25 protein-coding genes are annotated in these 24,133 nt (G+C 57.8%); 12 read left to right on the top strand and 13 right to left on the bottom strand.

The genetic code is table 11. The features are described from left to right. Positions 1-202 precede the first annotated feature (202 nt). The 3 genes from istA to P9292_RS04015 all read left to right on the top strand — a co-directional run bounded on the left by istA (position 203) and on the right by P9292_RS04015 (position 3,410). A complete protein-coding gene (gene istA / locus P9292_RS04005) occupies positions 203-1,720 on the top strand; it encodes an IS21 family transposase (RefSeq protein WP_244797688.1) in 1,518 nt (505 codons plus the stop codon). A gap of 6 nt (positions 1,721-1,726) precedes the next feature. After that, positions 1,727-2,515 carry an IS21-like element helper ATPase IstB gene (gene istB / locus P9292_RS04010; RefSeq protein ID WP_244797580.1) on the top strand — a complete coding sequence of 263 codons (789 nt, stop codon included), beginning with the start codon at positions 1,727-1,729 and terminating at the stop codon, positions 2,513-2,515. A gap of 259 nt (positions 2,516-2,774) precedes the next feature. Continuing rightward, positions 2,775-3,410, top strand: a complete 636-nt coding sequence (locus P9292_RS04015; protein WP_244797579.1) for an XRE family transcriptional regulator — start codon at positions 2,775-2,777, stop codon at positions 3,408-3,410. Positions 3,411-3,493: 83 nt separating this feature from the next. Here P9292_RS04015 and P9292_RS04020 read toward each other — a convergent pair whose 3' ends face one another. The 3 genes from P9292_RS04020 to P9292_RS04030 all read right to left on the bottom strand — a co-directional run bounded on the left by P9292_RS04020 (position 3,494) and on the right by P9292_RS04030 (position 5,619). Then, positions 3,494-4,573 (bottom strand): DUF3150 domain-containing protein, encoded by a 1,080-nt coding sequence (locus P9292_RS04020; RefSeq protein ID WP_244797578.1) that lies wholly within the window; start codon positions 4,571-4,573, stop codon positions 3,494-3,496. A gap of 159 nt (positions 4,574-4,732) precedes the next feature. Beyond that, a complete protein-coding gene (locus P9292_RS04025) occupies positions 4,733-5,065 on the bottom strand; it encodes a hypothetical protein (RefSeq protein WP_244797577.1) in 333 nt (110 codons plus the stop codon). Continuing rightward, on the bottom strand, positions 5,062-5,619 hold the full coding sequence (locus tag P9292_RS04030; protein WP_244797576.1) for a hypothetical protein: 558 nt from the start codon (positions 5,617-5,619) through the stop codon (positions 5,062-5,064). The genes P9292_RS04025 and P9292_RS04030 overlap by 4 nt, the downstream gene beginning before the upstream one ends. A gap of 310 nt (positions 5,620-5,929) precedes the next feature. On the opposite strand from P9292_RS04030, the gene P9292_RS04035 reads away from it, so the two are divergent. After that, positions 5,930-6,142: a hypothetical protein gene (locus tag P9292_RS04035; protein ID WP_244797575.1), complete on the top strand. Its 213-nt coding sequence runs from the start codon at positions 5,930-5,932 to the stop codon at positions 6,140-6,142. Between the two features lie 312 nt (positions 6,143-6,454). On the opposite strand, the gene P9292_RS04040 is transcribed toward P9292_RS04035, so the two are convergent. The 9 genes from P9292_RS04040 to P9292_RS04080 all read right to left on the bottom strand — a co-directional run bounded on the left by P9292_RS04040 (position 6,455) and on the right by P9292_RS04080 (position 16,726). Continuing rightward, positions 6,455-7,519, bottom strand: coding sequence for an AAA family ATPase (locus P9292_RS04040; RefSeq protein WP_244797574.1), 1,065 nt, complete (start codon positions 7,517-7,519; stop codon positions 6,455-6,457). 192 nt (positions 7,520-7,711) lie between these two features. After that, positions 7,712-9,583 (bottom strand): vWA domain-containing protein, encoded by a 1,872-nt coding sequence (locus tag P9292_RS04045; protein ID WP_244797573.1) that lies wholly within the window; start codon positions 9,581-9,583, stop codon positions 7,712-7,714. A 164-nt stretch (positions 9,584-9,747) separates the two neighbouring features. After that, the gene (locus P9292_RS04050; protein WP_244797572.1) at positions 9,748-10,098 is read right to left on the bottom strand and encodes a hypothetical protein; all 351 of its coding nucleotides are present in this window, start codon (positions 10,096-10,098) and stop codon (positions 9,748-9,750) included. Continuing rightward, the gene (locus P9292_RS04055; RefSeq protein ID WP_011876115.1) at positions 10,098-10,667 is read right to left on the bottom strand and encodes a hypothetical protein; all 570 of its coding nucleotides are present in this window, start codon (positions 10,665-10,667) and stop codon (positions 10,098-10,100) included. The genes P9292_RS04050 and P9292_RS04055 overlap by 1 nt, the downstream gene beginning before the upstream one ends. Before the next feature lie 20 nt (positions 10,668-10,687). After that, on the bottom strand, positions 10,688-12,598 hold the full coding sequence (locus P9292_RS04060) for a helicase-related protein (protein WP_244797571.1): 1,911 nt from the start codon (positions 12,596-12,598) through the stop codon (positions 10,688-10,690). 140 nt (positions 12,599-12,738) lie between these two features. After that, positions 12,739-13,158 (bottom strand): hypothetical protein, encoded by a 420-nt coding sequence (locus P9292_RS04065; protein ID WP_244797570.1) that lies wholly within the window; start codon positions 13,156-13,158, stop codon positions 12,739-12,741. Positions 13,159-13,368: 210 nt separating this feature from the next. Continuing rightward, a complete protein-coding gene (locus P9292_RS04070; protein ID WP_244797569.1) occupies positions 13,369-15,063 on the bottom strand; it encodes a conjugal transfer protein TraN in 1,695 nt (564 codons plus the stop codon). 23 nt (positions 15,064-15,086) lie between these two features. Beyond that, positions 15,087-16,310, bottom strand: coding sequence for a hypothetical protein (locus tag P9292_RS04075; RefSeq protein WP_244797568.1), 1,224 nt, complete (start codon positions 16,308-16,310; stop codon positions 15,087-15,089). After that, positions 16,307-16,726 carry a hypothetical protein gene (locus P9292_RS04080; protein WP_011876120.1) on the bottom strand — a complete coding sequence of 140 codons (420 nt, stop codon included), beginning with the start codon at positions 16,724-16,726 and terminating at the stop codon, positions 16,307-16,309. The genes P9292_RS04075 and P9292_RS04080 overlap by 4 nt, the downstream gene beginning before the upstream one ends. Before the next feature lie 228 nt (positions 16,727-16,954). Here P9292_RS04080 and P9292_RS04085 point away from each other — a divergent pair, with 228 nt between their 5' ends. From P9292_RS04085 to P9292_RS04110, 6 genes are all read left to right on the top strand, one after another. Then, a complete protein-coding gene (locus P9292_RS04085) occupies positions 16,955-17,356 on the top strand; it encodes a metal-dependent hydrolase (RefSeq protein WP_244797567.1) in 402 nt (133 codons plus the stop codon). Beyond that, positions 17,343-17,867 carry a hypothetical protein gene (locus P9292_RS04090; RefSeq protein WP_244797566.1) on the top strand — a complete coding sequence of 175 codons (525 nt, stop codon included), beginning with the start codon at positions 17,343-17,345 and terminating at the stop codon, positions 17,865-17,867. Before P9292_RS04085 ends, P9292_RS04090 begins: the two co-directional genes overlap by 14 nt. A 45-nt stretch (positions 17,868-17,912) precedes the next feature. Then, positions 17,913-18,284, top strand: coding sequence for a hypothetical protein (locus tag P9292_RS04095; protein ID WP_244797565.1), 372 nt, complete (start codon positions 17,913-17,915; stop codon positions 18,282-18,284). Positions 18,285-18,410: 126 nt separating this feature from the next. Further along, entirely contained in the window at positions 18,411-20,903 is a 2,493-nt protein-coding gene (locus tag P9292_RS04100) for an adenosylcobalamin-dependent ribonucleoside-diphosphate reductase (protein ID WP_309958098.1), read from the top strand. A gap of 187 nt (positions 20,904-21,090) precedes the next feature. After that, positions 21,091-21,822: a DUF1173 family protein gene (locus tag P9292_RS04105; RefSeq protein ID WP_309958101.1), complete on the top strand. Its 732-nt coding sequence runs from the start codon at positions 21,091-21,093 to the stop codon at positions 21,820-21,822. A 25-nt stretch (positions 21,823-21,847) separates the two neighbouring features. Continuing rightward, entirely contained in the window at positions 21,848-22,339 is a 492-nt protein-coding gene (locus P9292_RS04110; protein WP_309958103.1) for a DUF1173 family protein, read from the top strand. Positions 22,340-22,397: 58 nt separating this feature from the next. Here the strand turns inward: P9292_RS04110 and P9292_RS04115 are convergent, their stop codons facing one another. Beyond that, positions 22,398-23,381: a tetratricopeptide repeat protein gene (locus tag P9292_RS04115; protein WP_244797563.1), complete on the bottom strand. Its 984-nt coding sequence runs from the start codon at positions 23,379-23,381 to the stop codon at positions 22,398-22,400. Between the two features lie 45 nt (positions 23,382-23,426). Here P9292_RS04115 and P9292_RS04120 point away from each other — a divergent pair, with 45 nt between their 5' ends. Both P9292_RS04120 and P9292_RS04125 read left to right on the top strand, forming a co-directional pair. Next, a complete protein-coding gene (locus P9292_RS04120; RefSeq protein ID WP_244797562.1) occupies positions 23,427-23,870 on the top strand; it encodes a lytic transglycosylase domain-containing protein in 444 nt (147 codons plus the stop codon). Then, on the top strand, positions 23,867-24,133 hold the full coding sequence (locus tag P9292_RS04125) for a hypothetical protein (RefSeq protein ID WP_011876128.1): 267 nt from the start codon (positions 23,867-23,869) through the stop codon (positions 24,131-24,133). Before P9292_RS04120 ends, P9292_RS04125 begins: the two co-directional genes overlap by 4 nt.

Here is a 24,133-nt window from a genome sequence, read left to right on the forward strand (position 1 = left end):
GAGCCAATTGATGATCGGCGCATAGGCGCCAGCGCAGGATCGGCGTAATGGAGCCAGTCCATGATCGCCGTAATGGCGCCACCCGATGATCGGCGTATAGGCGCCACCTGCGCCGTGTAGCAGAACGCGGTTCGAACTTTCCCAGCTGGGTACGCTTCGCTCTTTTCTGAGCGGAGCGCCCATGGCCAACCGGAGGTTCGAATTGTTTGAGTACCGCCAAGTCCTTGTCCGTATGCGGCAAGGCGATTCCGACCGCGACATAGCGCGCGCCGGGCTCATGGGCCGCAAGAAGCTCACCGCCGTAAGGCGCACCGCGCAAGAGCTCGGCTGGCTCGATCCGGCGCTGCCGCTGCCGCAAGACACTGTGATCGCCGGTCAGTTCGGCCGCACGCCGCATCTGCCCAGCACCTGCGTGTCGACCCTCGAGCCCTTTCGCGAGCAGATCCGCAACTGGTTCGCGGCTGACGTGCAGGGCACGACGATTCACAGTGCACTCAAACGTAACCATGGTTACACCGGCAGCTACTCGGCTGTGCGCCGCTTCCTCAAGCATCTGGAGGCCGAACGCAGTGTCACCGCGACGACGATTCTGGACTTCCCGCCGGCCGATGCCGCGCAGGTTGACTTCGGCGCCGGTCCCGCGCTCATCCACGAATCAGGTCACACGCTCAAGACGTGGTTCTTCGTCATGACGCTATGCTGGTCGCGTCATCAGTATGTCGAACTTGTGTTCGATCAGACCGTCGAGACGTGGCTGGCCTGCCACCGGCGCGCCTTCGAGTGGTTCGGCGGCTGCCCCGGGCGAATCATCATCGACAACGCGAAGTGCGCGATCATCAGGGCATGCACGTACGACCCCGAGGTCCAGCGCTCATACGCGGGCCTCGCTGAAGGATATGGCTTCAGGATCGATGCCTGTCCCCCGCACGACCCGCAGAAGAAGGGCGTCGTTGAATCGGGCGTCAAATACGTCAAGAAGTCCTTCATGCCGCTGCGCGCGTTTCGTGATCTTCCGGATGCCAATCGGCAACTGCGCGAATGGATCATGCGGGAAGCCAGCGTTCGTGAACACGGCACGACACGCGAACAGCCGCTGGCACGCTTCGCCATCGAGAAGCCGCTGTTGACGGCGTTGCCCGATGTGCCGCCGGTGCTCGCAGCATGGTCCACGGTCACCGTTCATCGTGATGCTCACATCCAGCATCACAAGGCGCTCTACTCGGTGCCGTTCGCCCTGGTCGGCAAGACGCTGTGGGTGAAGGCAACAGACACGGTCGTGCAGCTGTTCCATCAGCACGAACTCGTCGCCACCCATCCCCGGCTGCGCAAACCCGGTGCGCGCTCAACCGTTCGCGATCATCAGCCGCCGGCAGCACAGGCGTGGCTCGAACACGATCCGCAATGGTGTCTGGCGCAGGCCAAAGAAATCGGTCCGTCCTGCCACGCGCTGGTTCTAGCGCTCTTCAACGATGAGGTGCTCGTCAACCTGCGCGGCGCGCAGGGCATCATCCGGCTTCGCGGCAAGGTTGGTGACACCCGGCTGGATGCTGCATGCGAACGGGCGCTAGCGCATGCCAGCCCGAGGTGGCGAACCGTCAAGACGATTCTGGACAAAGGTCTGGAGAGCGAGCCCATCGCAGAGTCCCCGCAAACGCTCACCGATACCTACGTCAACGGTGGCCGCTTCGGTCGCAATCTCCAATCCCTGCTGATCCACTAAACGCGCATGAATCCCAGTCCTGAACTTAACACGACCCTCAAGCAGTTGCGCCTGTCTGGCGTGCTCGATTCCCTTGAGCAACGCAACCGGCAGGCCATTGACGGCCAGCTCGCCTACACGGAGTTCCTCGCCATGCTGCTGCACGATGAAGTCGCCCGACGTGACCAGAAGAAGCTGCGCACCCGTCTGGCCCGTGCTGGCTTCGCAATGGGCAAGACCCTGGAAACGTTCGACTTCGACCGGCTGCCGAACCTGAATCGAGCCCATATCCACGACCTCGCTACCGGTCGCTATATCGATGAGAAGGTCGCGATTCTCATTGCCGGGCCAACCGGTACCGGCAAGTCGCACTTAGCCCAGGCGCTCGGCAATTGCGCCGCCCGGCAGGGGCGTGATGTCGTGTTCGCCACGCAGACTAGGCTATTGAACAGTCTGCAGGCAGCGCGCGCGACCGGTACCTATGAGCGCAAACTGAAGCAGCTTGCAGGCGTACCGGTCCTGATCGTCGACGACTTCGCGCTCAAGCCGCTGCGCTCGCCGCAGGATGAAGACTTCCACGACCTGATCGCGGAACGGTACGAGAGCGCCGCGACGATCCTGACGAGTAATCTCGACTTCAGCGAATGGGGCGATGCGTTCGCCGGCAACCGCATCCTGGGCGCTGCGACACTCGATCGCCTACGACACGGCGCCTATCGCATCGTGCTTGATGGTGACAGTTTCCGGGCGCCCAGACCAATGCCCGAACCCGACCAGATGCGGCTTGCGAAATCGGCTAAAAAAACGCATCCTTGAGTACGTTCGAATCCGCGTTTTACTCCACTTCAAACTGGCGCCATTACGGCGATCATCCCCGGCGTCATTACGACGATCCGTGACATAGGTGGCGTAACGTAAGAAAAAGCCACTTGTTTCAGCGGCAAAAGTGCTTGTATCTTGTTGTTATGTGTGTAGAATCGAATTGCTAAGAAAATGCGGGGTAGATGCATCCGACTCAAGGTGTACAAAGACCCCGGACCCTATTAACGAGCCGTAGCCTTCCTGGAGTCGAGCTATGACCACCAAAAAGCAAGCCGCATCGGCGGCCAACACGCCCTCTCCCAAGCGTCGAGTTTCGGCCAAAACGGTCAAAGGGCGAGGTTCGAAGGCCCCGGAGCAACTCGAGTTGGCAGAGGCGGAGTCGCAGCCCGCAGTCGATAAGCGAAAGGTTGAGGGCCTCCGATTGATCCGCTTGATCAAGAAGACGCTCGTCGAACGTGACCTCCCAGAGCGCACCATCTCCGACATCATGGGTGTCACGCCGATTTACTGGAACTCGATGACCAACGGGAACCGGACGATCAAATCTCTCGGGAAGGACAAGCTCTCGAAGGTCGCAGAATTCTTGGGGCTCCCCACGATTCAGGTCTACATTCTGGCTGACTTCTTCGATCCATCGGACTTCATGAATTCGAAGGCGCTGGATGATCAAATGTGGCTCTCCATCGTCAAGATGACCGCAGACACGCAGTGGACCGCATACGCCCCGACGAAGGAGGAGTGGCACGCGCTCCCGATCAAGCTTCGGGCCGGTTTTGCTGCGCTGTATGAACGTGAATTCAACAGGGTGCTGACGAAGAAGGCCCAGATCGAAGTGCCCGAGTTGGCTGGTCCGCCGGGAGAACAGGAATCCACAGAAACTGTGGAGTAGTCTGTGGATAAGTAGTCGCTCGATCAGTCCCGTACAAAAAAAAGCGCCCCAGTTTTCTCGAAAGAAGACTGGGGCGATTTACTTTACAGGACCAGTTCCAGCGTGGTCTGCGGCTCGACTGGGGCTTCAGCAACGGGCTCGGCGGTCACCGGTTCCGAAGCAGGTTGCTCAGCGTCACCTTGGTCGGTGGCTTGGGCTGCCTCAATTTTAGGCGTTGCGTCGCCGATCACAAGGAAGAGATCGGACGTGTCCGGCTGTGCAAGAGCTGCGGGTTGTTGTGTTTCGACACCCGTATCCGGCAGTTGAACATCCAGCGGATCGAACTTGACAGAGTCCTCGGCGAGGATGTCTTCCGGCTTCATGCAGCGCGACAGCAACGATGAGACCATCAGAAATTCGATGCCCTCGATGTTCTGTCCTTCAGGCACAGCGGACAGCACTTTGTCGCACATCTCGGCCAGTCGACTGAACTTCGGGGAGAGAACCCCCATCGCGACGGCCTTGTTGCGAATGCGACGGATCAGACCGAGCACCCGGCTGCTCGTGCGGCCTGCGTTCGGACCCTTCCACGACTTCTTCACATCGTCGGCGATTTCCAGTGCTGCCTGACCGACCAAGCCCTTCACTTCCGTCTGCAATGCGTCGTCTGCCCCGAAGAATTCGGTTGAACCGACCCGGATCGCCGACGTGTCGAATGACAGCAAGCGATCGAGATCCTCTCGCTTCGGCGCATGTTGACGGATCAAAGTCGCCCTCGACTGGCCGCTGCTGGTCACACCGGAATTGACCGGGCTGTTAGCCCAATCTTCGATGATGATCGGCAGGTTGGCGAGGAACTTTGATTTCTCGGCCTGAAAATCAGCCTTAATCTTCTTCAGCTTTGTCGACAGAGAACCCGCCTGCTCGAGTGGCACGAAGTAGCCTCGAACACGGTTGTTGACGCGACGAGCAACCCCGACCTTCAGGATTTCGCGTTTGGCTTCGGAGCGATACTTCGATACCCACGAAAAGGTACCGCGGGGAAGCATCTTGCCGACTTCGCGGATGAAATCGTCGGCTTCCACCGTTTTTTCACCCGTGCTGCCGCCGATGATGAAGTCGAAGAGTGCGACGTTGTTCAAAACTTGCATTTCAGCGACTGCGTCGTTTGCTGCTTGGCTCATCTGAATCTCCCAGGAGTTAAAAAGACAGACCCCTTGCGAAGGCCTGGTGACCCGGGATGCAGGACATGCACGCGTAATCGCTCAACGAAAAGAAAAAACCCTCAATCTCAGTGAGAAAGAGGGCTTCGAGGGTTACCAAAGTCGACCGGTCCAAACCAGTCATCGTGCCGGCGTAGTCTCGCCGATTTCTGCTGAGCGTAGCATGTAGCAATTGCCTGGCACGGACACCAACTGACCCGTGTCGCTCAATTTCCAGCACGAATCGCCAGCGCTCTTCACGCCCCCATCGACGATCCTGATGGGTTGATGCGAAAGCTGGTCTCCGTTGCGTGTGATGGCACCGTTGACAGGTCGCCATTCGCTGTGGAGTGTGACGACCGTCACGCTGCTATCAGGAGCAGAAGCTTGATCCTCTGCATGCGCGATATTTGCTACGAGAAGACGGGCGAGAGCCACTGACAAGGTGAGCGTGTTGATAGCAAGTTTCTTCATTTTTTGTCTCCCGCCACGGCATTCAGTACATCACTGGGCGTCCGTTTTACAAGAGCGTCTTTGACCAACCTCTGGAAACGCGCAGTAGCAGCCTGTTCTCCAGTGACGTTCGCGGTGGCCGCCGGCAAAGGTTTGCCGGACCAACTGTTCTTTTCCCCGTTAGAGTTATAGAGCACCACCTCAAATGCGCCCTTCTGGTCCGGCCTGCCGCGGAGTGAAATATGGCCGATCGCCATTCCATTCACTTTGGCGGTTCCGGTACAGAAGGCGTGTTCCCAGATGATGTCGGGCACTTCTACTTTTACGGGCGACACTTTCAGCTTGGTACCGACGCGATAGCCAACGACATCGATGTCCTCGTATGCGACAGCGACGCAGTCGGGTGTTTCACGCACTACCGACTCGACGACCGCGTACTCGAACTCGACCGTAGCACGCGTCCGCAGAAATGGACACGACCGTAGATCGACCCGATCGCCAGTCAGTAAAGCTTCGACGGTCAGCTCGACAACTTCGGATGATTCTGTTAACGCATGATCTTTCTGCTGATTCATGGGATAGCTCCTTGATGGGTTGAAATAGCAGATGGATATGCGAAACGCCGGGCTATACGAAGTCCGTAAGCGCGGGAACGTATAGGCGGCGGCGTCGTTATATTCGTCGCTTGCTCTTTGCCGCGTACCGTATCCTCCTCCCTGCCCCGCTCTTCTCTCTTCTCCTAAGACACGATCGATTACACGACTGTGTTCTTCATATCTATCTCGCACAGACAAACCTAGTGCGAGAGCAACACTCTCGTCCCGCCTCTAGGGGCTATCATCAACCGTCTCGCGGGAGACGAACTGTAGAAAGGACGGCTCAATCATGGCCAAGAAGCACGTAAAGGTCATTGAGCATCTCGCTGGCCTGTTGAAGGATATCGGAGTCGCAACCTGGGGTCTGCTCGGCTTCGGCGCTGTTCAAAAGATGTTGAATGGCACCGCCCTGACCCTGTCGGATGTGGGCTTCGCTATCCTCGGCGCAGTTCTTTTCGTAACCTTCAACGCAGTCGCTCTGTGGCTGCTGAAAGACGAGTAAGAGCTGTTTAGGCAAGCGCCTTTTTTGGGGAATTAGACATGGAAAGTCTTAACGCAGCACAACTTTTCCTAGCCAGCTTGGTCGCAAGCGTAGGCTTGGTGATCAGTTGTGTGGGAATTGCTGTAAAGCGCATGGATCGTGGTATTTGCACGAGCCGGTAATGGAGGTCAAGGACAACGCCTCCCCAAAAAGATGCACGCTAACGTGACCGCCCCTCATGTCGACTATGTCGCTTGAGGGGTTTTTTATTTGCGCTGCGAGGTGATGTTTGCAAAATAAAAAACCCCCGGCGCGAAGCCGAGGGTATGGGGGTTAGGAGATGTCTCCGATGATGTTGTCCCACGAGTCGAGAATCGCCGAGCGTTCAGCTACCGTCCCGAAGTCCAGCAACGTCATGCGGAGGCCCTCTTTGAAGGCGCTCGTGCTGTCGAGACCCATCGCCATCAGCAAACGATGGGTGAGGCCCCAGTTGAGCAGGTTGCGCGTGGTGATCGTGAATTCCAACGGTTCACCATTCTGACCGGCATCTTCGTTCAGCCCAAGAAACTGGCTTCGAACGGTTGCTGCAAGCTTCGCCATCGCTTCGGCGGCCTTCTCTGCCATCCCGACTTGATGCTGGAGCAGCTTCTTCTCTTCGTCTTCGCCGAGGTAGGTTGCGTTGATGACAAAGAAGCGGTCGAGGCTGGCGATGTTCTGCCGCTTGACGCCCTTATACAGCGATGCGCTCCCTCCGTTACCGCCAGCCGAGCCACGGCCGTTGGTATTACCCGTAGCTACGATGAGCGAGCCGGCGGCGATCTTGATACGCTCGCCGGTTTCCGGCACGAGGATGTCGTCTCCATCGAGCACGCCGTTGAGGCTCATCGCGACCGACGGGGCCAACTGGTCAAATTCGTCTAGAAGCAGAATCGAATTCGGCGTGCGCGCCCAGCGAAGAACTGGCCCATCAACAAACGTCATCTGAGGCGCGTTCGACTGGCTTTCGCTAACTTCCTGTGGGCCGCACAGTTTCCACGTGCCAAACAGTTGCGATGCCTCAGAGTCTTCGCTGCACTGATAGCGGAACATAGAGCGTCCGGTTCGCGCGCAGACCTGGCTGATCATCGCCGTCTTGCCGCATCCGGTCGGCCCAAATACCATCAGGTTACGCTTCATCTTCGCCTTCGCGAACGTTGCCGGGAGCGTGCCCGATGCCATCCAGACCATCACGCGACGCAGCGTGTCTGCTTCAAACGCGAAACCGTCGATTGTCTCGGGTGTCTCCGGTGTGGCAGCAAAGACGCGAACCGAGGTCGTCGATTGGTTGCCACTTGCCTTGAACGGTGCTGCGTCGACACCAAAAACTTCGTCGATTGTCTTGCGAACGATTGCTTCCATGCTTTTTCTCCTGAGGTGGGAATGAATGGCCCCTTGCGAAGGCCTGACAGGAGGGTGATGTGAAACACGGGTATGCAATCGCGAGACGCGGCGTGGGTGCGTGTGTGCGCGGAATATTGTCGGTCAGCGCCCGGAGATGAGAGGCGAGGAAACAAAAAAAAACCCCAGGACAAAAGTCGCTGGGGTCGTGGGTTAGCAGATTGCCGCTTCGAGAGAACCGAACACTGCCTTGGCGAGCTCTCGAACGTTGGTCGCTACGCCGTACGCAGCAGAAAGGCCCTTGTAACGGACCTCTTCGCTGGCACCGATCAGGATGAAGCGAACTTCGACACCAAACATCTCCGCTTCTTTCAGCGCAGCCTCAAGAACGGTAGCGTCGCCGGGATCGCCATCAGTGACCACAGCGAGTACCTTCCGTTGCTCGTTCCGGTCCACAAACTTGCGCAGCGCCCACACGACAGCCAGGTGTGTGTTCGTGCTGCCAGTTGCTGCGGCCTCGTAACGTTGCAGCGTGTTCGACCAGTTACCGTCGAAATCCTGCCACTCACGAACTGCGGTGTTATAGCTCGCCACGCCAAACGGGATCTGCGCACCATCGAGTACTTCACCTGCCGCGACAGCAACGCGTCCTGCCGCGACAGCCCTCGATACGTCGAAATGCTGGTGCGGATCGTTCGGACTGGCCTGTGCCTTATGAAGTTGCGGCGCCCGTTCCCTGTCGAAGCACGTACTCATTGACGACGATTCGTCCACGAGCAGGTACATGCAGGTATCGAGCTCTTCGGTTCGAGCCTTCTTCCGGAACACGTCAGTGTCACCAAGCGCGACGCGGTAGACGCGATTCGGTCGAAGCTTACCCGATGACGAATTGCGCCGAACGGCTGCCGAAAACGCCTCGAGGAGATCTTCCATCTTCAGAGCCAGTGCTGCGGCAGTAGCCTTGGCACCCGCGCGAAGACGCGACCGGTTGTCGGCGGAAGCATACGAAGGTGCTTGCCGTTCCGTCATTTCCGAAGTGTGGCTCTGACCGTGACCGCCCTGTTTCGCCTCCTGCATCGCTTCGTTACCGGAGCACAGCACATCTTCCAGCCCTTTGCCGTAGTTGCCGAGGTCGGCCGAGTCAGCGTTCAGGACATCGTCGATCGCTTTGATCAAGTCTCCGGGGGCTGGTTCAAAGTCACTCGCCGTCGAGCCGGAGCCCTGTTGGTCGCCCTGGCCGCTGCTACCTGACGGCTTGCCACCCTGATCTCCCGGGTTTCCGCCTTGCTGACTATCGCCACTCCCAGAGCCAGAATCGCTCTGCTGCTGTTGATTGCCGGCGTCGTTGGAGCCCTGATCACCTTGCTGTGACTGACCGTTGCTCTGGTCTTGTCCCTGCTGGTTCTCCTGTTCCTCCTTGGCCATCTTCAACAACTCGACGATCTTCCGCGCCGCGTTATCAGCGGTAAGCGTATCGATCGCGGTGGCGCCTTCAAGTGCGATGGCCTTCACCTTACCCGTCAACTTCGCGCCAAACTGCTCAATCGCAAGCTTGCGGAAGTCGATAGAGAATTGCTCCAGACAGTTTTGCCCAAGCAGTTCAGAACGCAGCTCGGTGACCAGCCAGCTCACGAGGATCGAGGCGGGCGTATCCTTGTCAGGGTCAGGACCACGGAAGATCTGCCGATCGACCAGGATCTCGATTCCCTCTCGGATTACCTTTTGCGAGCCCTTGTACTTCTTGGCCGCAAGCAGTTCACCGCGAGGATCTTCGAGAACGTTCGAAAGATCGCCTGCGATACCCTTTGCTGGAACAACTGTAAAGTCGGTATGGTGCCCATGACAAAGAATCTCATGCGATACCAATGCCTTGAGCAACTTCGCGTCCTCTTCGGTCCCCACGGCCGCCATGTGCGGAAGCGTCATCACCAGACCGCTGGGATTCGCCGGATCAGGGCCGATGCACGCGGTAGGGATATTCGCCCACTGGATACGGACGGCCTTACCTTTGCGGCTTGCTTCTGCCAGCAGCAGATGTGCGTACAGGTACAGGTGCCGCATTGACACTTTCTTCTGTTGTTGCATGTTGATCTCCTGAGTGAAGTTGGTAGCCGCGCTTACGCGCGAAAGCCTTGCACTCCGGGATGAACTACAGGCAGACGGAATCGTGCGCCGGACGTGCTCCGCGCCCCCATTCGGCGTGGTGTGTATAGGAACGTGATGTGCCGCGAGCGAGATCGAACGATCAGCTACGCGTTTCCGGCAGGCAGGAGAAAAATGCAGTCTGCAACGCGCTGTCCGATGGCAAGGGGCATACCCATATCGGCCGCGTCAGCGACAAGCGGAAATAGGTCGAGAAAGGTCTCAGCGGTGCTGTCGCAGATGTACAGGTTGGCGGCGTAGCGTTGGCCGTCCCACGTAAAGGCGTGCCAGTAGTTGAGGTCGGGAGGAGCGAAAATGTTCAGCCTACGGTCGGAGAGCGAAGACGCGAGCTCGCGGACCATATCCTTCACCGGCGCAGGGCGGATAAGAGCGCCGTCTGCTGCGATGTGCACGGCGGGGCCGTCTGATGGGCGGTCGAACGGGTTATCTGCGGCCATCAAACGCCCGAAATGCCAAACTTCCGAAGGACATCCGTGATCGAATCCGTGAGTGCGTCACGGAAGTGCTTCGGATCAGCAATATTCACGGTCGGCGCCGGAACGACCGCCTGTTCGCAGAACGATTCGACAATTTCGCGGAGAAGTTCAGAAGGCGTCAGGTCGGGCCGATCCACCGACATTTCAGCGACGATCCCCTGAAACCGCTCGAACGTTGTCGCATTGACACGTGTGGAAAGCGGGTTATCAGCCCCTTCGCGCTCGGCGAAATCGATCGTCTCGGCTTGCGCGAGGTACGGGGCAAGAATCGGCTCAAGCAGCGCACGAACCTCTGGTTCGTCGGCGTACTGGAAGGACTGGTTCTTGATCGTTCGGGCCATGAACGCGCGAAGGCTGGGCGCGGACTCTACGTCATCCCGCCCCCTCAGCATCTCGATGACATCCGCGGCGTATTTCAGGGCTGTCGGCTGACTGATCCGAAAGTCCTTCGCAACCACGCGGGAGATGTCTCCGTTGATGATTCTGTGGTAGATCGCCACCTTGATCGGTAGCGGTGTTGCCTTTGCCAAGCTAAACGCCTCTCAGATTCCTACGCCGACACCAGCCCCATGCTTCTTGCGCCGCTTTCTATTTCCTTCCGCTCAATCGTTACTCCCCAGAACAACAGCCGCGAATTGCCCGTTTGGGCATCGCTCGAACTCTCGACATCCCCGAACCCGCGGAGATCGGCGTCGCGCTCGGCGAGCGTGAATCCGTCGTTGCATTCCGCGACGAGTCGCAACCGCGCCATCGCGTCGTCTTCCGCGTCCTCGGGAAGATACAGGAAGAAGAACCCGTCTCCGCCCTTCCGGGCCACCCGTCCGCGGAGCTGGTGGAGCTGTGACACGCCAAACCGATCCGCATTCACCACAACCACGGCCCGGAGCGACGGCAGTGTGATTCCGACCTCGATGACGGTCGAACTAACGAGTATGTCGATGCCGCCAGCCTTCATTTTAGCAATAACTGTATTCTTCTCGTCATCCGATAGTTTTCCGTGAAGCATCCCGACCCGATCACCCCACTTCGCGTGGAATCGCGCGTACGCGGCTTCAACGGAACTGCGATCTCCGTCGCCCTTGTCCTCGGCCAGAGGATAAATGACCGCGACCTGACCACCCTCCTGGATCTGCTGGTAGACGAAGTCGAATAGCCTCCCGCCGTCTTTCCGGTTGACGATGCGTGTCCGTACTCGCTTCGTCACCGGACACTCCCGCAGGATCGAGACCGCGACGCCACCGAACTGCACGAGTGCAAGGGTTCGGGGAATAGCTGTGGCGGTGGCCTCCAGAAAGTTCGTGTGAGATGCGAGCAAACTGGCCTTCTGATCGACAGAGAACCGGTGCTGCTCGTCTGCGACGACGAGGTCAAACTGAATGGCGCTCTTTTTCGCTGCGGAGATGACGGCGGTCGTGCCGACCACGATTCCCTCTCCAATCTTCGAACCGGATACAACTTCGCACACGGGCGTCCCCGGGAAGAGTTGGCGGATTTCCCCTGCGAGCTGCTCAACAAGAAGCTGGCTCGGCGCGATGATAGCGATGCGCGCCCCCTCCAGATGCGCAGCAACGGCCGGCACCATGAAGGTGACGGATTTGCCAGTGCCGACATCACCGGACAAGAGGCGACGCATCGGAAAGGGTGATCGCAGATCTGCAACGATCTCGTCGATGGCCTTCGCCTGGTCCAAGGTGAGTGGATACGGGAGTGCAGCGACAAGTCTGCCTACTTTGTCGCGATCGACGGCGATCGACGAGCCCGCGACCGGCTGGTGCGACTGGTTTCTGATCGCACGGTTCAGTATGGCCTTCAGTGACAGGCTGCGTGCCGTATCGACGGCAGCAGCCCCTTCCCGAACTGATGGCGGCAGGTGGAGCATGCGAATCAGGTCGGCGGGATCGTTGAAACCAGTGGCATTTCGAAAGTCAGACTCACGCATGCCTGCCTGCTCCAGCAGCATGCACGAGGCATCGTTCACCATCGGTAACGCCTGAGCGACTGCCTGCGAAAGCAACTCGCCTTTCACCTGCCCGGGTTTCCCTTGGTAAAGCGGGACAACCCGCCCGCGATCTGAAGCGAGAACGAGGTCCGGATTGTTGAGCTGACGCCGCCCTTCCCAGGTCGTCACCTCGCCGAAGAGGTGAAGCTCGTCGCCGAGTTTGAATTCCTTCCACGGCCAGACACTACCGAATACGGTGATCGAAATCCCGTCTCCGCGCCCGTCAACGCCACGCATCACAAGGCGGCTAGCGTTTTTCCAAAGACTCGTCACATTTCGCTGCTTGTCGTAGAGGGTCTTCTCGGTAAGCGTGAGGACGAGGTAATGCTTTATGCCGGTGTCAGGGATCGGCAGGATGTGAAGTGGTTCGAGGTAGTCGCGATATTCCTTCGGCGCCGACAGGAGGCACTCAGCCAGCGAGCGGAAGCCGAGCCGCGACAACCTGCCAATCTTGTCAGTCATGGCGCGTGCGGGTTTTGATTGCAGTGGGAAAAATAATACATCACACGTAAGCGTAAGGCAATGTGAAGACAATCCAGTCTATGGGTATCAAGAAAAACGCGCCCCAAAGCATGAAGCTTAAGGGCGCGGATGATCAATTTTCAAGCCGTGACAAGGTGCGTGAATCCGTCGGACAGGAAGTCGGCTAAAGGGCGCTTTTTCCTACGGCGTGGGTGATTCAGCTCGTCGATGCGTTGCAGCTTCATAGCATTCCACAAGGCGTGCTCCTCTTTTGCCGTGCGAAGTTTGCTGATCAGCTCCCACTTCACGATGCGAACGTTGTTGAAGTTCCATTCAACGGGCACCCGGTCTGCGAGTTTGTTCTCTGCCTTGAGTCTGATTACGAGGGACATGATCTGCCCCAGATCGGGTTGACTTTCAGGAAACTCGAACGAGTTGGCCCATGCCCTGAAATCGGCAGGGTCCAGCACGCAACCGAGAAAGGGTCGCCCCCAAGCGCTCGGATGCGATTCCCGGTTTGCCCACTTCCCTGCTCCAACCCATTCTCCTGCGCGGAACATAGCGATCTCCTGTGTGATTTGAGAGCGCCAAGCCACTTGCGATGACCTGACAGCCCGGAGATGCAGAACGCAGAATAAGAAACCCCCGGAGGATGTGGATTGCGCAATACACAACCAGAACAGGTGAGTTTTGCGCTCGAAGCCAGTCGTGCGAGGATAAAAAATGGCCCGCAGATCATGCGGGCCACTTGCGGTTGCTGCGGAGGATTATTACTTTGTCGAGCCGGTCTGCGCGGAGCCAGTCGACACGCCAGAGGTGTTGCCAATCGGATTGGTCGAAAGCCCCTTCATTTTGTCGGACATGGTCTTCTGGAGATTCCCGATGTCCGGGATGTCCGTTGCATCCATGATGTCGCCGACGAACTCGCTCATATCAATTGCCGAGAAATCGATCTTCTGAAACTCCTCAGCGGTGAAGCCGTCGCAACTCGGCGCTTCGGGCGTTCCCCAACCCTTGCCGATCTGCGGCTTGCCTTGCTCGTTGATGATCTTGGCCAGCTTCGAGTTGTAGCAGCAGTACGACTGGTTGGTTTGCAGGCAAACACCGAACGTCTTCTTCGAGCAGTAGTCGCCGACATAGTGGCAAAGATTTGAGCCACGATGCATGCCGAGCTGCTGCTCGCCTGCATTGCACTCCATCAGCGACATGACAATCTGGATGGCGACCATGATTGCAAAGGAGTACGGGTCGAACGCAAAGCCGTTACCGAGGCCGTAGACGGTCTGCCCTAACGCGCCTGTTCCGGTCTCGCCGGCCGCAAGGGCGGTCGATCCAGCAGTCCACGAAAGGCCGTACATCGAGAACGACGAGCCAAAGTGCGAAGCCATGTCAATGCCGTCAAAGCCCATCGAGCTGAATGCCGATTGCATCCACTCAGTGTTCTGATACATGTAGTCGAACATGTACTTCGAGCCCACTTTAGCGCCCTGAAGACCCGCGGAAAGCATGATGGTGTTGTTGCTCTTGCCACCCGGATCGGTCTTGCAGCAGTTTTTCAGACCACCATAGCCTTTGCGGCATTCTTCGTGTTCACCCTTAAACAGGTCCATGGCCTTTGCGCCATAGACACCGGCTTCGCGGCCCGCCTCCATGCCTGCTACCGCGGTAGCAAAATCGGTATCGGGCGGATAGCCAGTATCCCAGCAAGTCCCGTCGTAGCAGGACGTGCGCGCACTACAATCTTCGCCTGTCGTCGTCGTACCCTGTTTCGTAACACAGCTATAGGTGATCTGCTTCATTACGCAACCAACAGGATCGGTGCTCTCAACACAGGTTTCGTCGAGCTTCTTGCAACCTTTGTCGATGTACTCCTGACAATCGTTTTTGGGTGTCGTGTTGATACAGGCGTAGTCGTCCTGCCACTTCCAGCAATCCTTGTACACCGGCAGCCCGTTGATCACTCGCGTTTCTGCGCCTTCAACGCATGTATGCGATGCGAGTGTACAGAGCGGATTCTGGCTGTAGGGATCGCATTGCTTGGTGTCAAGGGCATCCTTCACAATTGTGTAGGTGTCGCCGAGCTTGACCGTGTTAGTCGGAGGTGGCGTAGAAGGATCGCCGCATCGGTATGTGCGCTGCTCGGTCAAACAGGTACCGTCCCACGCAGTCGCAACGCAGGTGGTAGAAGTCTGCCAGCATCCCGCCATCGCGTAAAAAGGCGCACAGTAATCGATCGACTCCGGCTTCTTGCATTCGTAGGTATCCCGATAGCGCCAGCAATCGCGATAGACGTCGACGCCTGAGATATTGCGCGTGCCCCCGCCCTCGACGCATACCTCACCGGTGCGACGGCACTCGGCCGCGGTCGCATTCTGCGGACCGAGCAAAGATAGGAATGCGGAAACGAGGCAGAGAGCAAACGCGCAAATGGCGCGTGCCCAAAGGCCGTTTCGGTTGTTTGTCATGCGAGGCTCCTGGTAGCCTGAGGTCACGATCGCGACTCGAGGTTTTGACACTGGTTATCCCAACTGTCGTAGCAAACGGCCGGGCAATACATGCGCGCGTAGATATCGAGCGCGCTTTCGCCATTGCCTGCGACGATCGTGCGAGTCCAGATGGTGTTTTCGCCGTTATGGAGGAACGGTCGCAAGTCGATGTTCAGCCCCATGTTCCAACTGCTACCCAGTTCGGCGTTGCCGAAGGAATTCGGCCCGTACTGGATCTGTGTGTGGTAGTAGGTACACATCCCCGAGTCCTTGCCGCCACAGCTAGCCTGATACGACGTTTGGACTTGGTAAAGACGGTCGCCACCGTATGGACCAACGTACACGGTGATGCCGTTGACCTGTACCCACAGCCAGTCGTCGAATGCCGCCCTGACGAGAGTGAACTGGGTAAGTTGAGTGATGTCGCGAATGTTGAAGCTCAGCGATCGGTCGAAGACAGCACCGTTGGTCTTATCACCGGCCCAGTAGTTGTCCGCGAATGTGCCGAACTGAAGATCCCATGTGCCTCCCCCGACCGGACCGAGCCAGACGCGCATGTCGCCCTGCGTTGATCCGGGAACAATGCCCCCGTTATCGCAGCCGTCCTGCCCAGGCTGACACCATACGTTGAGCACCTTGTCGCACTGTTGCGTGTAAAGGCTGTTCTTCGTCACGTTGCACTGGTAGTTGCTGTCCGCGTCGACCTCAACCACTTGGCCCATGTTGCACAACTTGTCGTCCGTGACCAGATACTCATTACAAACTTCGGTCGAGTGCTGATCGGGCGTCGTGGTCGTCGCCGGCACGCAGCCGTTGTCGTTGTAATGGCCGTTCGCGTTGTTGATGGTGTCGCCAATGCCCTTGATAATCGGATCGTCGTTGCCGATCGGCACCTTGACCCGGTTATCCGGGTTCTTGGCGAGAAAATTGACAGCGTCGCACTCCTGGTTGGCGACGGCGTCACTTCCGTGGGTCGCTGTTTTGCACGACGTGATCCGGCTCACGCCCACGTCGAAGAGCGACGGGCCGCCGAAGCTTGAGCTCTGGCTCGGCGTCGTCGTATAGAAAGGTACGTTCTTGGCGTTGTTGTTCGTGATATTGCCGTTCAGCTTGTCGAGCTGGCCTTTGCCATAGCTGAGCCCGTCTGAGTGCGCGTCAGCCAGAGCGAGGCCGCTTTGCAAGGCCAAAGCGCAGCTAAGAGCACCGAGTAGTAGAAATCGTCTCATTTGATCTGCTCCGGAGAAGCTGCCGATTTTTCCGGCGGCACTTTCGACCAGTCGACCGCTTCAGCCGGCGGCATTCCATCGGTGCACAGGTTCAGTTCGTAGGAAAACTGGAGCGGACCGGTGCTTCCATCCTTTTTCGGAATGTTTTCCTGTCGCATCGTCACTCGCAGCCGCGCGCAATCCTGCTGCTGGTAGCGCTTCACGACCTCTGCGGTCATCAGGATTGGTGAGGTCGAATGGGTCCTTGACTGCCAGCCTTCGAGGAAGGCACCGCTGAGTGTTTCGGAAGCGGACCCGTTGCGGATCGCCGCAAAAAGAATGTCTTTCGGTTCCGCCGCGACGGCCTGACCGCAGCTGATCAGCACCGTTAGCCCGATTAAGCCGCGGGCGAACCGGCGAGCATGACTCGAATACATTGAAATCCCTCAAAATGGATACTGTTGTAGTACGCGTAAATGTTATGTATTCTCGCGCGTGTTGTCTGTATTTGCAAGGGGGACAGGTAGCGGGGAGCGTTGCCCGTTGCGGGCGTTTTCACCGTGAAAACGTATTAGTACGCGTTATGTATTGTTTTTATGAGTTCGTTCGTGGTCTTTTCCCAACGAATAGTGGGTTCCAGAAATAAATAGGGATGGATGCGGGAGATGAGTTCAAAAACGGCCCATTACGCGGCGGGAGTCGTGCTCGGCGCCGGCGTTGTTTATGCAACCGTCGATGTCTTCTCAGGCTGGCAACTGCTGACCATTTTTGTGGGATGCCTCATGGGCTCAAGCGCCCCGGATACGCTGGAAATCAAGTCGTGGATATGGGGGAAGCGGATCTCTCTGATTCCTCACCGCACGATTACGCACTGGCTCCTCGGATGGATTTGCGTGTGCTTGTGGGTCGCAGTACGAGCGGTTGAGGTCGGAACGTTTGGTTGGTGCGTCGCCTTCGGCTTCTGTCTGAGCGGCCTGTGCCACGTGATCATGGATGCCACGACACCGATGGGTGTTCCGGTGCTTCACCCTTACAGGCGGTCGAGGAGGCATCGTGGCTGCCGATAATCTCGGACTGACGGCCATCGAGGCCGCGATGCTCACCTACCTGGTCCCGCCCGCGATTGCAGCGCTGATGTTGCGATCGCTTTCTGGACGGATCGCCGTCTTCGCGCTTGCAACGCTCACGGGCACGATGGTTCACGAGCTCCTCCATGCCATTGTCGGAGCCTTGACGGGCGCTCGCCCCATCTCAATGAGTCTGTTTCCCCGTAGATCGGCGGATAAGCGCGGCTACGTCATGGGATCAGTGACATTTGAGAATCTTACCTGGTACAACGCAGCGCCAGCTTGCCTTGCTCCCCTGCTCGGTTTGCCTTTGCTGGCGTTCGTGGCATGGCTGCGAGTGAACGGCGGCTGGCATTTCGAAGCGTTGGACATCCTGCTATGGGCGCTTCTTGCACCGCAGTTTCTGACGTGCTGGCCGTCTTCGACGGATCTGCGTCTTTCTCTCCTTTCCTGGCCTATCTATCTCGCGGCTGGCGCAATCGCCTGGTTCGCATGGATTCCGCATCCATGAGTCGCATATCCCACCGTCAAAACAACCTTGCATCAGGAGTTCAAGATGAACATTGAAGGCGGCAAAACGTGCGGAAACTGCACGTCCTCCGCAAGAGCGACCGTGAGGGGTATGGAGGGGATGCTGTGGTGCCAGACCGGCCAGGCTGCGCGTCGAGCCGGGATCATCACTGTCCAGGCCGTGTATCTGAATCCCAATCGCGCCGGCTGCGGCGACTTCAACCTTCGCGTCGGACCTATTCCCGACGCGGTCATCGAATCGCCGCAGGCGCCCGCCCCCGCCGTACCTGAAGGCAACGGCCAGCCAGACGAGTCGATTCTGCCTTGGGATCTGCCCGAGCCGACGCGCGATAAGCAGCCAGAGGCTGAGCCGCCACCGAACAAGGGAGAGGCTTTCTCTCCGGATTTCTTTCTCTAATCCAGCAGCAAAGCCCTCTCGTCTTGTTGCGAGAGGGCTTTTTTATTGCCACGTGAATCACATTACCGATTGCAAGGAGCACGGCGACTTAGCGCCGAAATTTTCAACTCACTCAGGAGTATCAAGATGAATGCAAATGAAAAGATTGTCCATGGCGCGATGCCGGATCAAACCATCTCCGTCGAAGTTCTGCGGGAGAAGTATGCGAAGGGCGATGAAGTCACGGTAGCAGACGTGCGTCGCCGCGTTGCTCGCGCTCTGGCGGCAGTGGAAAGCCCGGAGATCCGAGCGGAGAAGGAGATTGTGTTCTACGAAGCGCTGGAGCACGGATTCGTTCCGGCCGGACGCATCAACTCGGCTGCCGGCACGGACATCAAAGCGACGCTCATCAACTGCTTCGTCCAGCCGGTCGGTGACTCTGTCTCGGAGTACAAAAACGGTGTGCCGGGTATCTACCCCGCGCTTTTGCAGGCGGCGGAGACGATGCGTCGCGGCGGAGGAGTCGGCTATGATTTCAGTGAGATCCGTCCCGCGGGTGCATTGGTAGTCGGAACGTTTTCGCGCGCATCTGGCCCCGTTTCCTATATGAAAGTCTTCGACACATCTTGTGCGACCTTGGAGTCGGCGGGCGCCCGGCGCGGTGCACAGATGGGCGCGCTTCGCGTCGATCACCCCGACATCCTGACTTTCATTCACGCGAAAGACAAGGGTGACTTGACGAATTTCAACATCTCCATCGGCGTGACGGACGCATTCATGCGTGCGGTTGAGCGGGACGAGGAAGTTGAACTCTGGCATGCGGCGGAGCCGCACCCGGATGTTAAGCAGCCCGATACGTACCGTCGTGAGGACGGGACATGGGTATATCGAAAGCAGCGTGCCCGGGAAATCTGGGAGGCCGTAATGCTCTCGACCTACGATCATGCTGAGCCAGGCATCCTGTTCATTTCGCGGATTAACGAAGAAAACAACCTTCACGCCGTCGAAACGATTCGCACGACCAATCCGTGCGGTGAACAGCCCTTGCCGCCGTATGGGTGCTGCGATCTCGGTTCCGTCAACCTGACCATGTTCGTGCGTAACGCGTTCACAGACCAGGCTTACTTCGACTTCGAGGGGTTCAAAGATCTGGTTCGTGTCGGTGTGCGCATGCTTGATCTGGTTCTCGATGCTACGTTTTGGCCGCTCCCGGAACAGCGGGATGAGGCGATGGCGAAGCGTCGGATCGGTCTCGGGTTTCTCGGACTCGGAAGTGCATTAGTCATGCTGGGGATTCGTTACGACAGCGACAAAGGCTGCTCGATGGCCGCGCAGATCTCCGAAGTGATGCGAGACGAAGCCTATCTTGCCTCGATCGAACTTGCGAAGGAGAAAGGCGCATTCCCGGCTCTCGAGGTCGAGCAGTATCTGGAAAGCGGCTTTGCAAAGCGTCTTCCGGAGCACATCCGTGCGCAGATTCGCGAGCACGGTATTCGCAATTCGCATCTGTTGTCGATCGCGCCGACTGGCACCATCACGTTGGCGTTTGCTGACAATGCATCGAACGGGATTGAGCCCGCGTTTTCGTGGACTTACAACCGCAAGAAGCGTATGGCAGACGGGACGCATGAGATCTTCGAAGTTGCCGATCATGCTTATCGACTGTATCGCCACCGCGGTGGCAATACCGACAGCCTGCCAGGTTCGTTTGTGACGGCACTCGAGATGTCTGCGATGGACCATTTGCGCATGCTTCAGGCGGTCCAGCCCTACATCGATACGAGTATCAGCAAGACGGTCAACGTCCCCGCGGATTACCCGTACGAGGACTTTCAGAACCTGTACTTCGCAGCCTGGAAGGCGGGCCTGAAGGGCTTGGCTACCTACCGTCCGAACTCGGTTCTCGGTTCGGTATTGTCGGTCGATGCACCAGCGGCACCAGAGAAAGCAGCAGAGGTAACGCCGATTGTCGGAGAAGACCCACTGCGCAAGCAGTTCGACAGTCGTCCGGCTGGTGATCTGGAAGGTGTCACTTCAAAAGTCGAGTACATGACCTACGAAGGCAAATCGACGGTCTACCTGACTGTGAACTTCATGCGTGTGAACGGCGTGGTTGATGGCAATGAGGTCGAGATCGAACGTCCGGTCGAGTTCTTCATGCCTGCTGGCCAGCGCAATGACGGCCAACAGTGGATCACGTCTAACATGCGGTTGCTGTCGATGGTTGCCCGCTCGGGCGGATCAGTGGCCAAAGCGCTGGCAGACATGCGGGAAGTTGTCTGGGACAAAGGCACGGTGCGTTACGGCTTCTTCACCAAGGAAGACGGCACGCAGGTTCCGATGTACCATGATTCCGAGGTCGCGGCGCTCGGCTATGCGCTCCAACGCATCCTGATTAAACGCGGGCTTCTGGACGCAGACGGCAATCAAGTACCCGTTGCGGCGCTTGCAAGTCGTCTGGCACGCAGGGATGCAGACAACGCGATCGGCCAGGTGGAAGAGAACCGCAGTCTGGAAAACGGTCCTGTTCCGCTATCGGGTCTTGGTAAGAAGTGTCCCGACTGCGGTGCCCACGAGCTTCACAAAGTGGACGGATGCCAGAAGTGCGGCCAGTGTGGCTACGTAGGTTCCTGCGGCTAAGCCACGGCGCCATCACAAAAAATCGGCCGACAAGACACCATAAGTTGATATATGAAAAACGATAGGTGAAATGTCGTTCGACATAAGCAAAACTAGCTTGACAGGCCCCGGATCGCGAGATTCGGGGCTTTTTTACGTCCGTTTGCGGTCGTGATAGCCTTCTAGAACCCAATCCGTCCCGAGAATCATGGTAGACAACCATCGCACGATCTACAACCCGTCAAATCAAAAGACATATTCGGCAGGCTTTCAAACGGAAACCAATACCCGGGCAAGCTGGCAAAGCGTCCTGAAGACGGCGCATGTAGCCGGTCAGCGCCTTCAGTGTCTTTGCCGTGGCGCGAGGGGCGATGGTGAGCGTGAACTGGAAGTGCGCAACCTGGAGAGCATCTTCTTTCTGGCCAAGAAGAAACTGACTGGGCAGGAACACGATGATGAATGCCGTTTCTACGCGCCAGACCGATCGAAATCGGGCTTGGGGGCTTATGCGGTGGGCGTGGTCGACGACGACTCAGGTGAATTCACGATTCGCGTTGGTATGGGCCTCAAGATGGCTGACGAAACGCCCGCCTCCAGCTTTCATCGACAGACGGAAACGGGTGTTCCCGGTTCCAAGGTGCCTCGAGTGACCCTCGTCGGCTTGCTTCATCTTTTATGGGAGAAATCCCGCCTGAACCACTGTGCGCCGGCGACAGTCGACCTACGTGGAAACGTCGGATTCAGGCTATTGAAAAGCGCCGAGCGCGTGTTTGTTGGCAAGGTGCGTCTATCTGAATGCCTGATGGTCTTCTCAAACACTAAAGCCAGCAAAGCCGTCTTGGAGACATCGGTAAAGCGCCAAAGACGCGCCTTCCTTGTTGCACCGCTCTCTGGTTGGAACTCAAGCCCGGCCGGAGGCGGAACAGTTCGGGCTTGCTGACTTTTTACCGCAAATCGAGTTTACATTGCTGGGCGATGTCTGGCGCCAGGCGCTCAATCGCTTCCCGTTGGCGGTTTCGGCATGGCGAAACGGTCACAAAGTCTTGGCGATCGCGCAGTTCGAACCCAACCGTCAGACAGCGTCAAGCTATAGGGGTGAAATAGTTGGAATCGCTCTAATGCAGATAACAGATCACTGGATCAGTGTTGAGTCGAGCTACGAGCGCGAGGTTGCGAATGCCTTGGTTACCGCTTCGCGATCGTTTCAGAAACCACTCAAGTTTGATGCCGATCTCGAGGAGGTTTTCCCTGACTTCGTGCTGCGGGACGCCGGTGGTGAGCGCGGGACCCCCATGGAGGTCTTTGGACGAAGCGACCTCGACTACGCGGCGCGGAAGACGGTTAAGGAGGAGTACTACAACAGGGTCTACGGAGTATCCCAATGGTGGAAATGGGAGCCACTGACAGGCACGGAGATGCCACCCTTCCCCGCTCCAGACTTTGAGACCGGTGATTGACTGAGTGACTAAAGATGCAGCGGTGCAGTATCCGGACTGCCTGGCCGCCGCCCACTGCTCAACTCGTCTGAAGCAAAGTTTTCTGGTAGTCGACACGCTTGTCTCTGCCATGATTGGCGATCCAGTTGTTCGCGAAGTTGATCGCGCGGCGCTGTTCGTCCTCGGTGAGATTGAAGGAGGAGATTGACGCGAGGTTATTGCCAACCTGTTTGCGGCTCATCCCCGTATAGACCAGCCACCACGCCGCGCCCATCATCGGGTTTTTCCCTGTGCCGAGACCGTCGCGATACATAAGCGACACGATGGCGGGTGCATTGGGCTCCGATGCGCTCGCCGCCTTCTGTATCCATGTCCACGCAGCCTGATACTGCTTTCGTTGATAGAGGATGCGCCCCAAGATATAGAACGCTTTCACATTACCCCGGTTGGCGCCCTCGTTCGCCCATTTGTAAGCCTCTGCCTCGTTCTTCGTGCGCAAATAATAGAGGGCCAACTGGACACAGGCTTGTTCTACCCCGGCGTGGATTGCGGAGTCTTTGAAGAGCGCCATAGCGGTCCGCTCATCCTTCTTGACGCCGCGCCCGTAGAAGTTCAGGACCGCGAGGTTGTATTTGGCAAGAGGAAGCTGATCGGCAGCGTGTTTAAAGTAGGCAGCGGCGGCCTTGCTGTCCTGCTTGACGCCCTCGCCATTATCCAGCATGTAGCCGGCGAGATTCTGAGCTCGAGCGTTCCCGTTCTTCGCAAGCGTGAAGATGTCGGCGACCGCATCGGCTCGACCGGACTTCCAGTCCGCGTATAGCTTCATCACCTCACCAGTTTCTTTGGCCGTAGTGAGGAGATTGCCCATCTTCTCCGTGATATCGAGCGTGCCCGTTTCGGCCGGCAACGAATCGGGTCGGGCGCCGCCAACCACCTGGCGTACGGCCTCGGTTGACGGTGTGTCCGGGGCGGAGACGACTTGATCCGCATATACCGGGCAGGATGACAGGACCAGCGCCGCCGCGGCGATCACGTTTCCGCCGTGAAACTTCCAGTGTGTCATGTGATACCCTTGGATTATAGATACGTGTATTGTATTATTCGAGCGATGAAAAAGCTACTGACCACGTTACTGTTCGCCGTACTCGCGGTCGCGAGCACGCACGCATTGGCTTTCTGTTTCAAGGAAGCCGCGGACCGCTACCAGGTCGATGAACGCCTCCTGCGGGCGATTGCCAGAACAGAAAACGCGGCGTATGACCCTCGGTTAGTGATCCGGGATAAGGATGGTTGGGAGTACATCGGCCTGATGATGATCAGCACGATCTGGCTGCCGGAGCTGAAGAAATATGGGATCGATCGCGAGAGGCTGATGGACCCGTGCATCAACGTCAATGTGGGGGCATGGGTGCTTCGCGACGCTCAAGTTCGGTATGGCGCTACATGGAAGTCGGTGGGCGCCTTCAACACCGGAAAGTATTCGGACGACACAGCCGCGCAACGACGGTACATCACCAAGGTTTGGCGGAATTTCAATAAGGAGAGTAGATGAAGCAGATATTTGGTGGTGCCTTTGTTGTGGTCTTCGTTGGCTGGCTGCTCTATGCAGCTTTCGCCGAGCAGCCGTGCGAACGCATCTATCGTGGCGCCGCACCTGTGCGAATCGCTTTCGACGCTGTTCGATGGGGAGGTCACAACTTCCTCACGCAGGACAGCAGGCTCCGGTTGATTTCATGGAGCATCTCTGCCGACGGCGTTACGCAAAAATTCCTTGGTCGTCTTTTTTACGGCCCTTCCCTCGATTGCCGTCAGTGA

It is taken from the genome of Caballeronia sp. LZ001 (assembly GCF_031450875.1).
Classification (GTDB): Bacteria; Pseudomonadota; Gammaproteobacteria; order Burkholderiales; family Burkholderiaceae; genus Caballeronia.

What these genes read in the sequence shown, in the direction of transcription:
- P9292_RS04095 (WP_244797565.1), top strand. Translation starts at nt 17,913, where the DNA reads ATGAACATTGAAGGCGGCAAAACGTGCGGAAACTGCACGTCCTCCGCA.
- P9292_RS04125 (WP_011876128.1), top strand. Translation starts at nt 23,867, where the DNA reads ATGAAGCAGATATTTGGTGGTGCCTTTGTTGTGGTCTTCGTTGGCTGG.
- P9292_RS04035 (WP_244797575.1), top strand. Translation starts at nt 5,930, where the DNA reads ATGGCCAAGAAGCACGTAAAGGTCATTGAGCATCTCGCTGGCCTGTTG.
- P9292_RS04025 (WP_244797577.1), bottom strand. Translation starts at nt 5,065, where the DNA reads ATGAAGAAACTTGCTATCAACACGCTCACCTTGTCAGTGGCTCTCGCC.
- P9292_RS04115 (WP_244797563.1), bottom strand. Translation starts at nt 23,381, where the DNA reads ATGACACACTGGAAGTTTCACGGCGGAAACGTGATCGCCGCGGCGGCG.
- P9292_RS04075 (WP_244797568.1), bottom strand. Translation starts at nt 16,310, where the DNA reads ATGAGACGATTTCTACTACTCGGTGCTCTTAGCTGCGCTTTGGCCTTG.
- P9292_RS04065 (WP_244797570.1), bottom strand. Translation starts at nt 13,158, where the DNA reads ATGTTCCGCGCAGGAGAATGGGTTGGAGCAGGGAAGTGGGCAAACCGG.
- P9292_RS04070 (WP_244797569.1), bottom strand. Translation starts at nt 15,063, where the DNA reads ATGACAAACAACCGAAACGGCCTTTGGGCACGCGCCATTTGCGCGTTT.
- P9292_RS04045 (WP_244797573.1), bottom strand. Translation starts at nt 9,583, where the DNA reads ATGCAACAACAGAAGAAAGTGTCAATGCGGCACCTGTACCTGTACGCA.
- P9292_RS04105 (WP_309958101.1), top strand. Translation starts at nt 21,091, where the DNA reads ATGGTAGACAACCATCGCACGATCTACAACCCGTCAAATCAAAAGACA.
- P9292_RS04080 (WP_011876120.1), bottom strand. Translation starts at nt 16,726, where the DNA reads ATGTATTCGAGTCATGCTCGCCGGTTCGCCCGCGGCTTAATCGGGCTA.
- P9292_RS04015 (WP_244797579.1), top strand. Translation starts at nt 2,775, where the DNA reads ATGACCACCAAAAAGCAAGCCGCATCGGCGGCCAACACGCCCTCTCCC.
- P9292_RS04020 (WP_244797578.1), bottom strand. Translation starts at nt 4,573, where the DNA reads ATGAGCCAAGCAGCAAACGACGCAGTCGCTGAAATGCAAGTTTTGAAC.
- P9292_RS04100 (WP_309958098.1), top strand. Translation starts at nt 18,411, where the DNA reads ATGAATGCAAATGAAAAGATTGTCCATGGCGCGATGCCGGATCAAACC.
- istB (WP_244797580.1), top strand. Translation starts at nt 1,727, where the DNA reads ATGAATCCCAGTCCTGAACTTAACACGACCCTCAAGCAGTTGCGCCTG.
- P9292_RS04060 (WP_244797571.1), bottom strand. Translation starts at nt 12,598, where the DNA reads ATGACTGACAAGATTGGCAGGTTGTCGCGGCTCGGCTTCCGCTCGCTG.
- P9292_RS04120 (WP_244797562.1), top strand. Translation starts at nt 23,427, where the DNA reads ATGAAAAAGCTACTGACCACGTTACTGTTCGCCGTACTCGCGGTCGCG.
- P9292_RS04040 (WP_244797574.1), bottom strand. Translation starts at nt 7,519, where the DNA reads ATGGAAGCAATCGTTCGCAAGACAATCGACGAAGTTTTTGGTGTCGAC.
- P9292_RS04030 (WP_244797576.1), bottom strand. Translation starts at nt 5,619, where the DNA reads ATGAATCAGCAGAAAGATCATGCGTTAACAGAATCATCCGAAGTTGTC.
- P9292_RS04050 (WP_244797572.1), bottom strand. Translation starts at nt 10,098, where the DNA reads ATGGCCGCAGATAACCCGTTCGACCGCCCATCAGACGGCCCCGCCGTG.
- P9292_RS04085 (WP_244797567.1), top strand. Translation starts at nt 16,955, where the DNA reads ATGAGTTCAAAAACGGCCCATTACGCGGCGGGAGTCGTGCTCGGCGCC.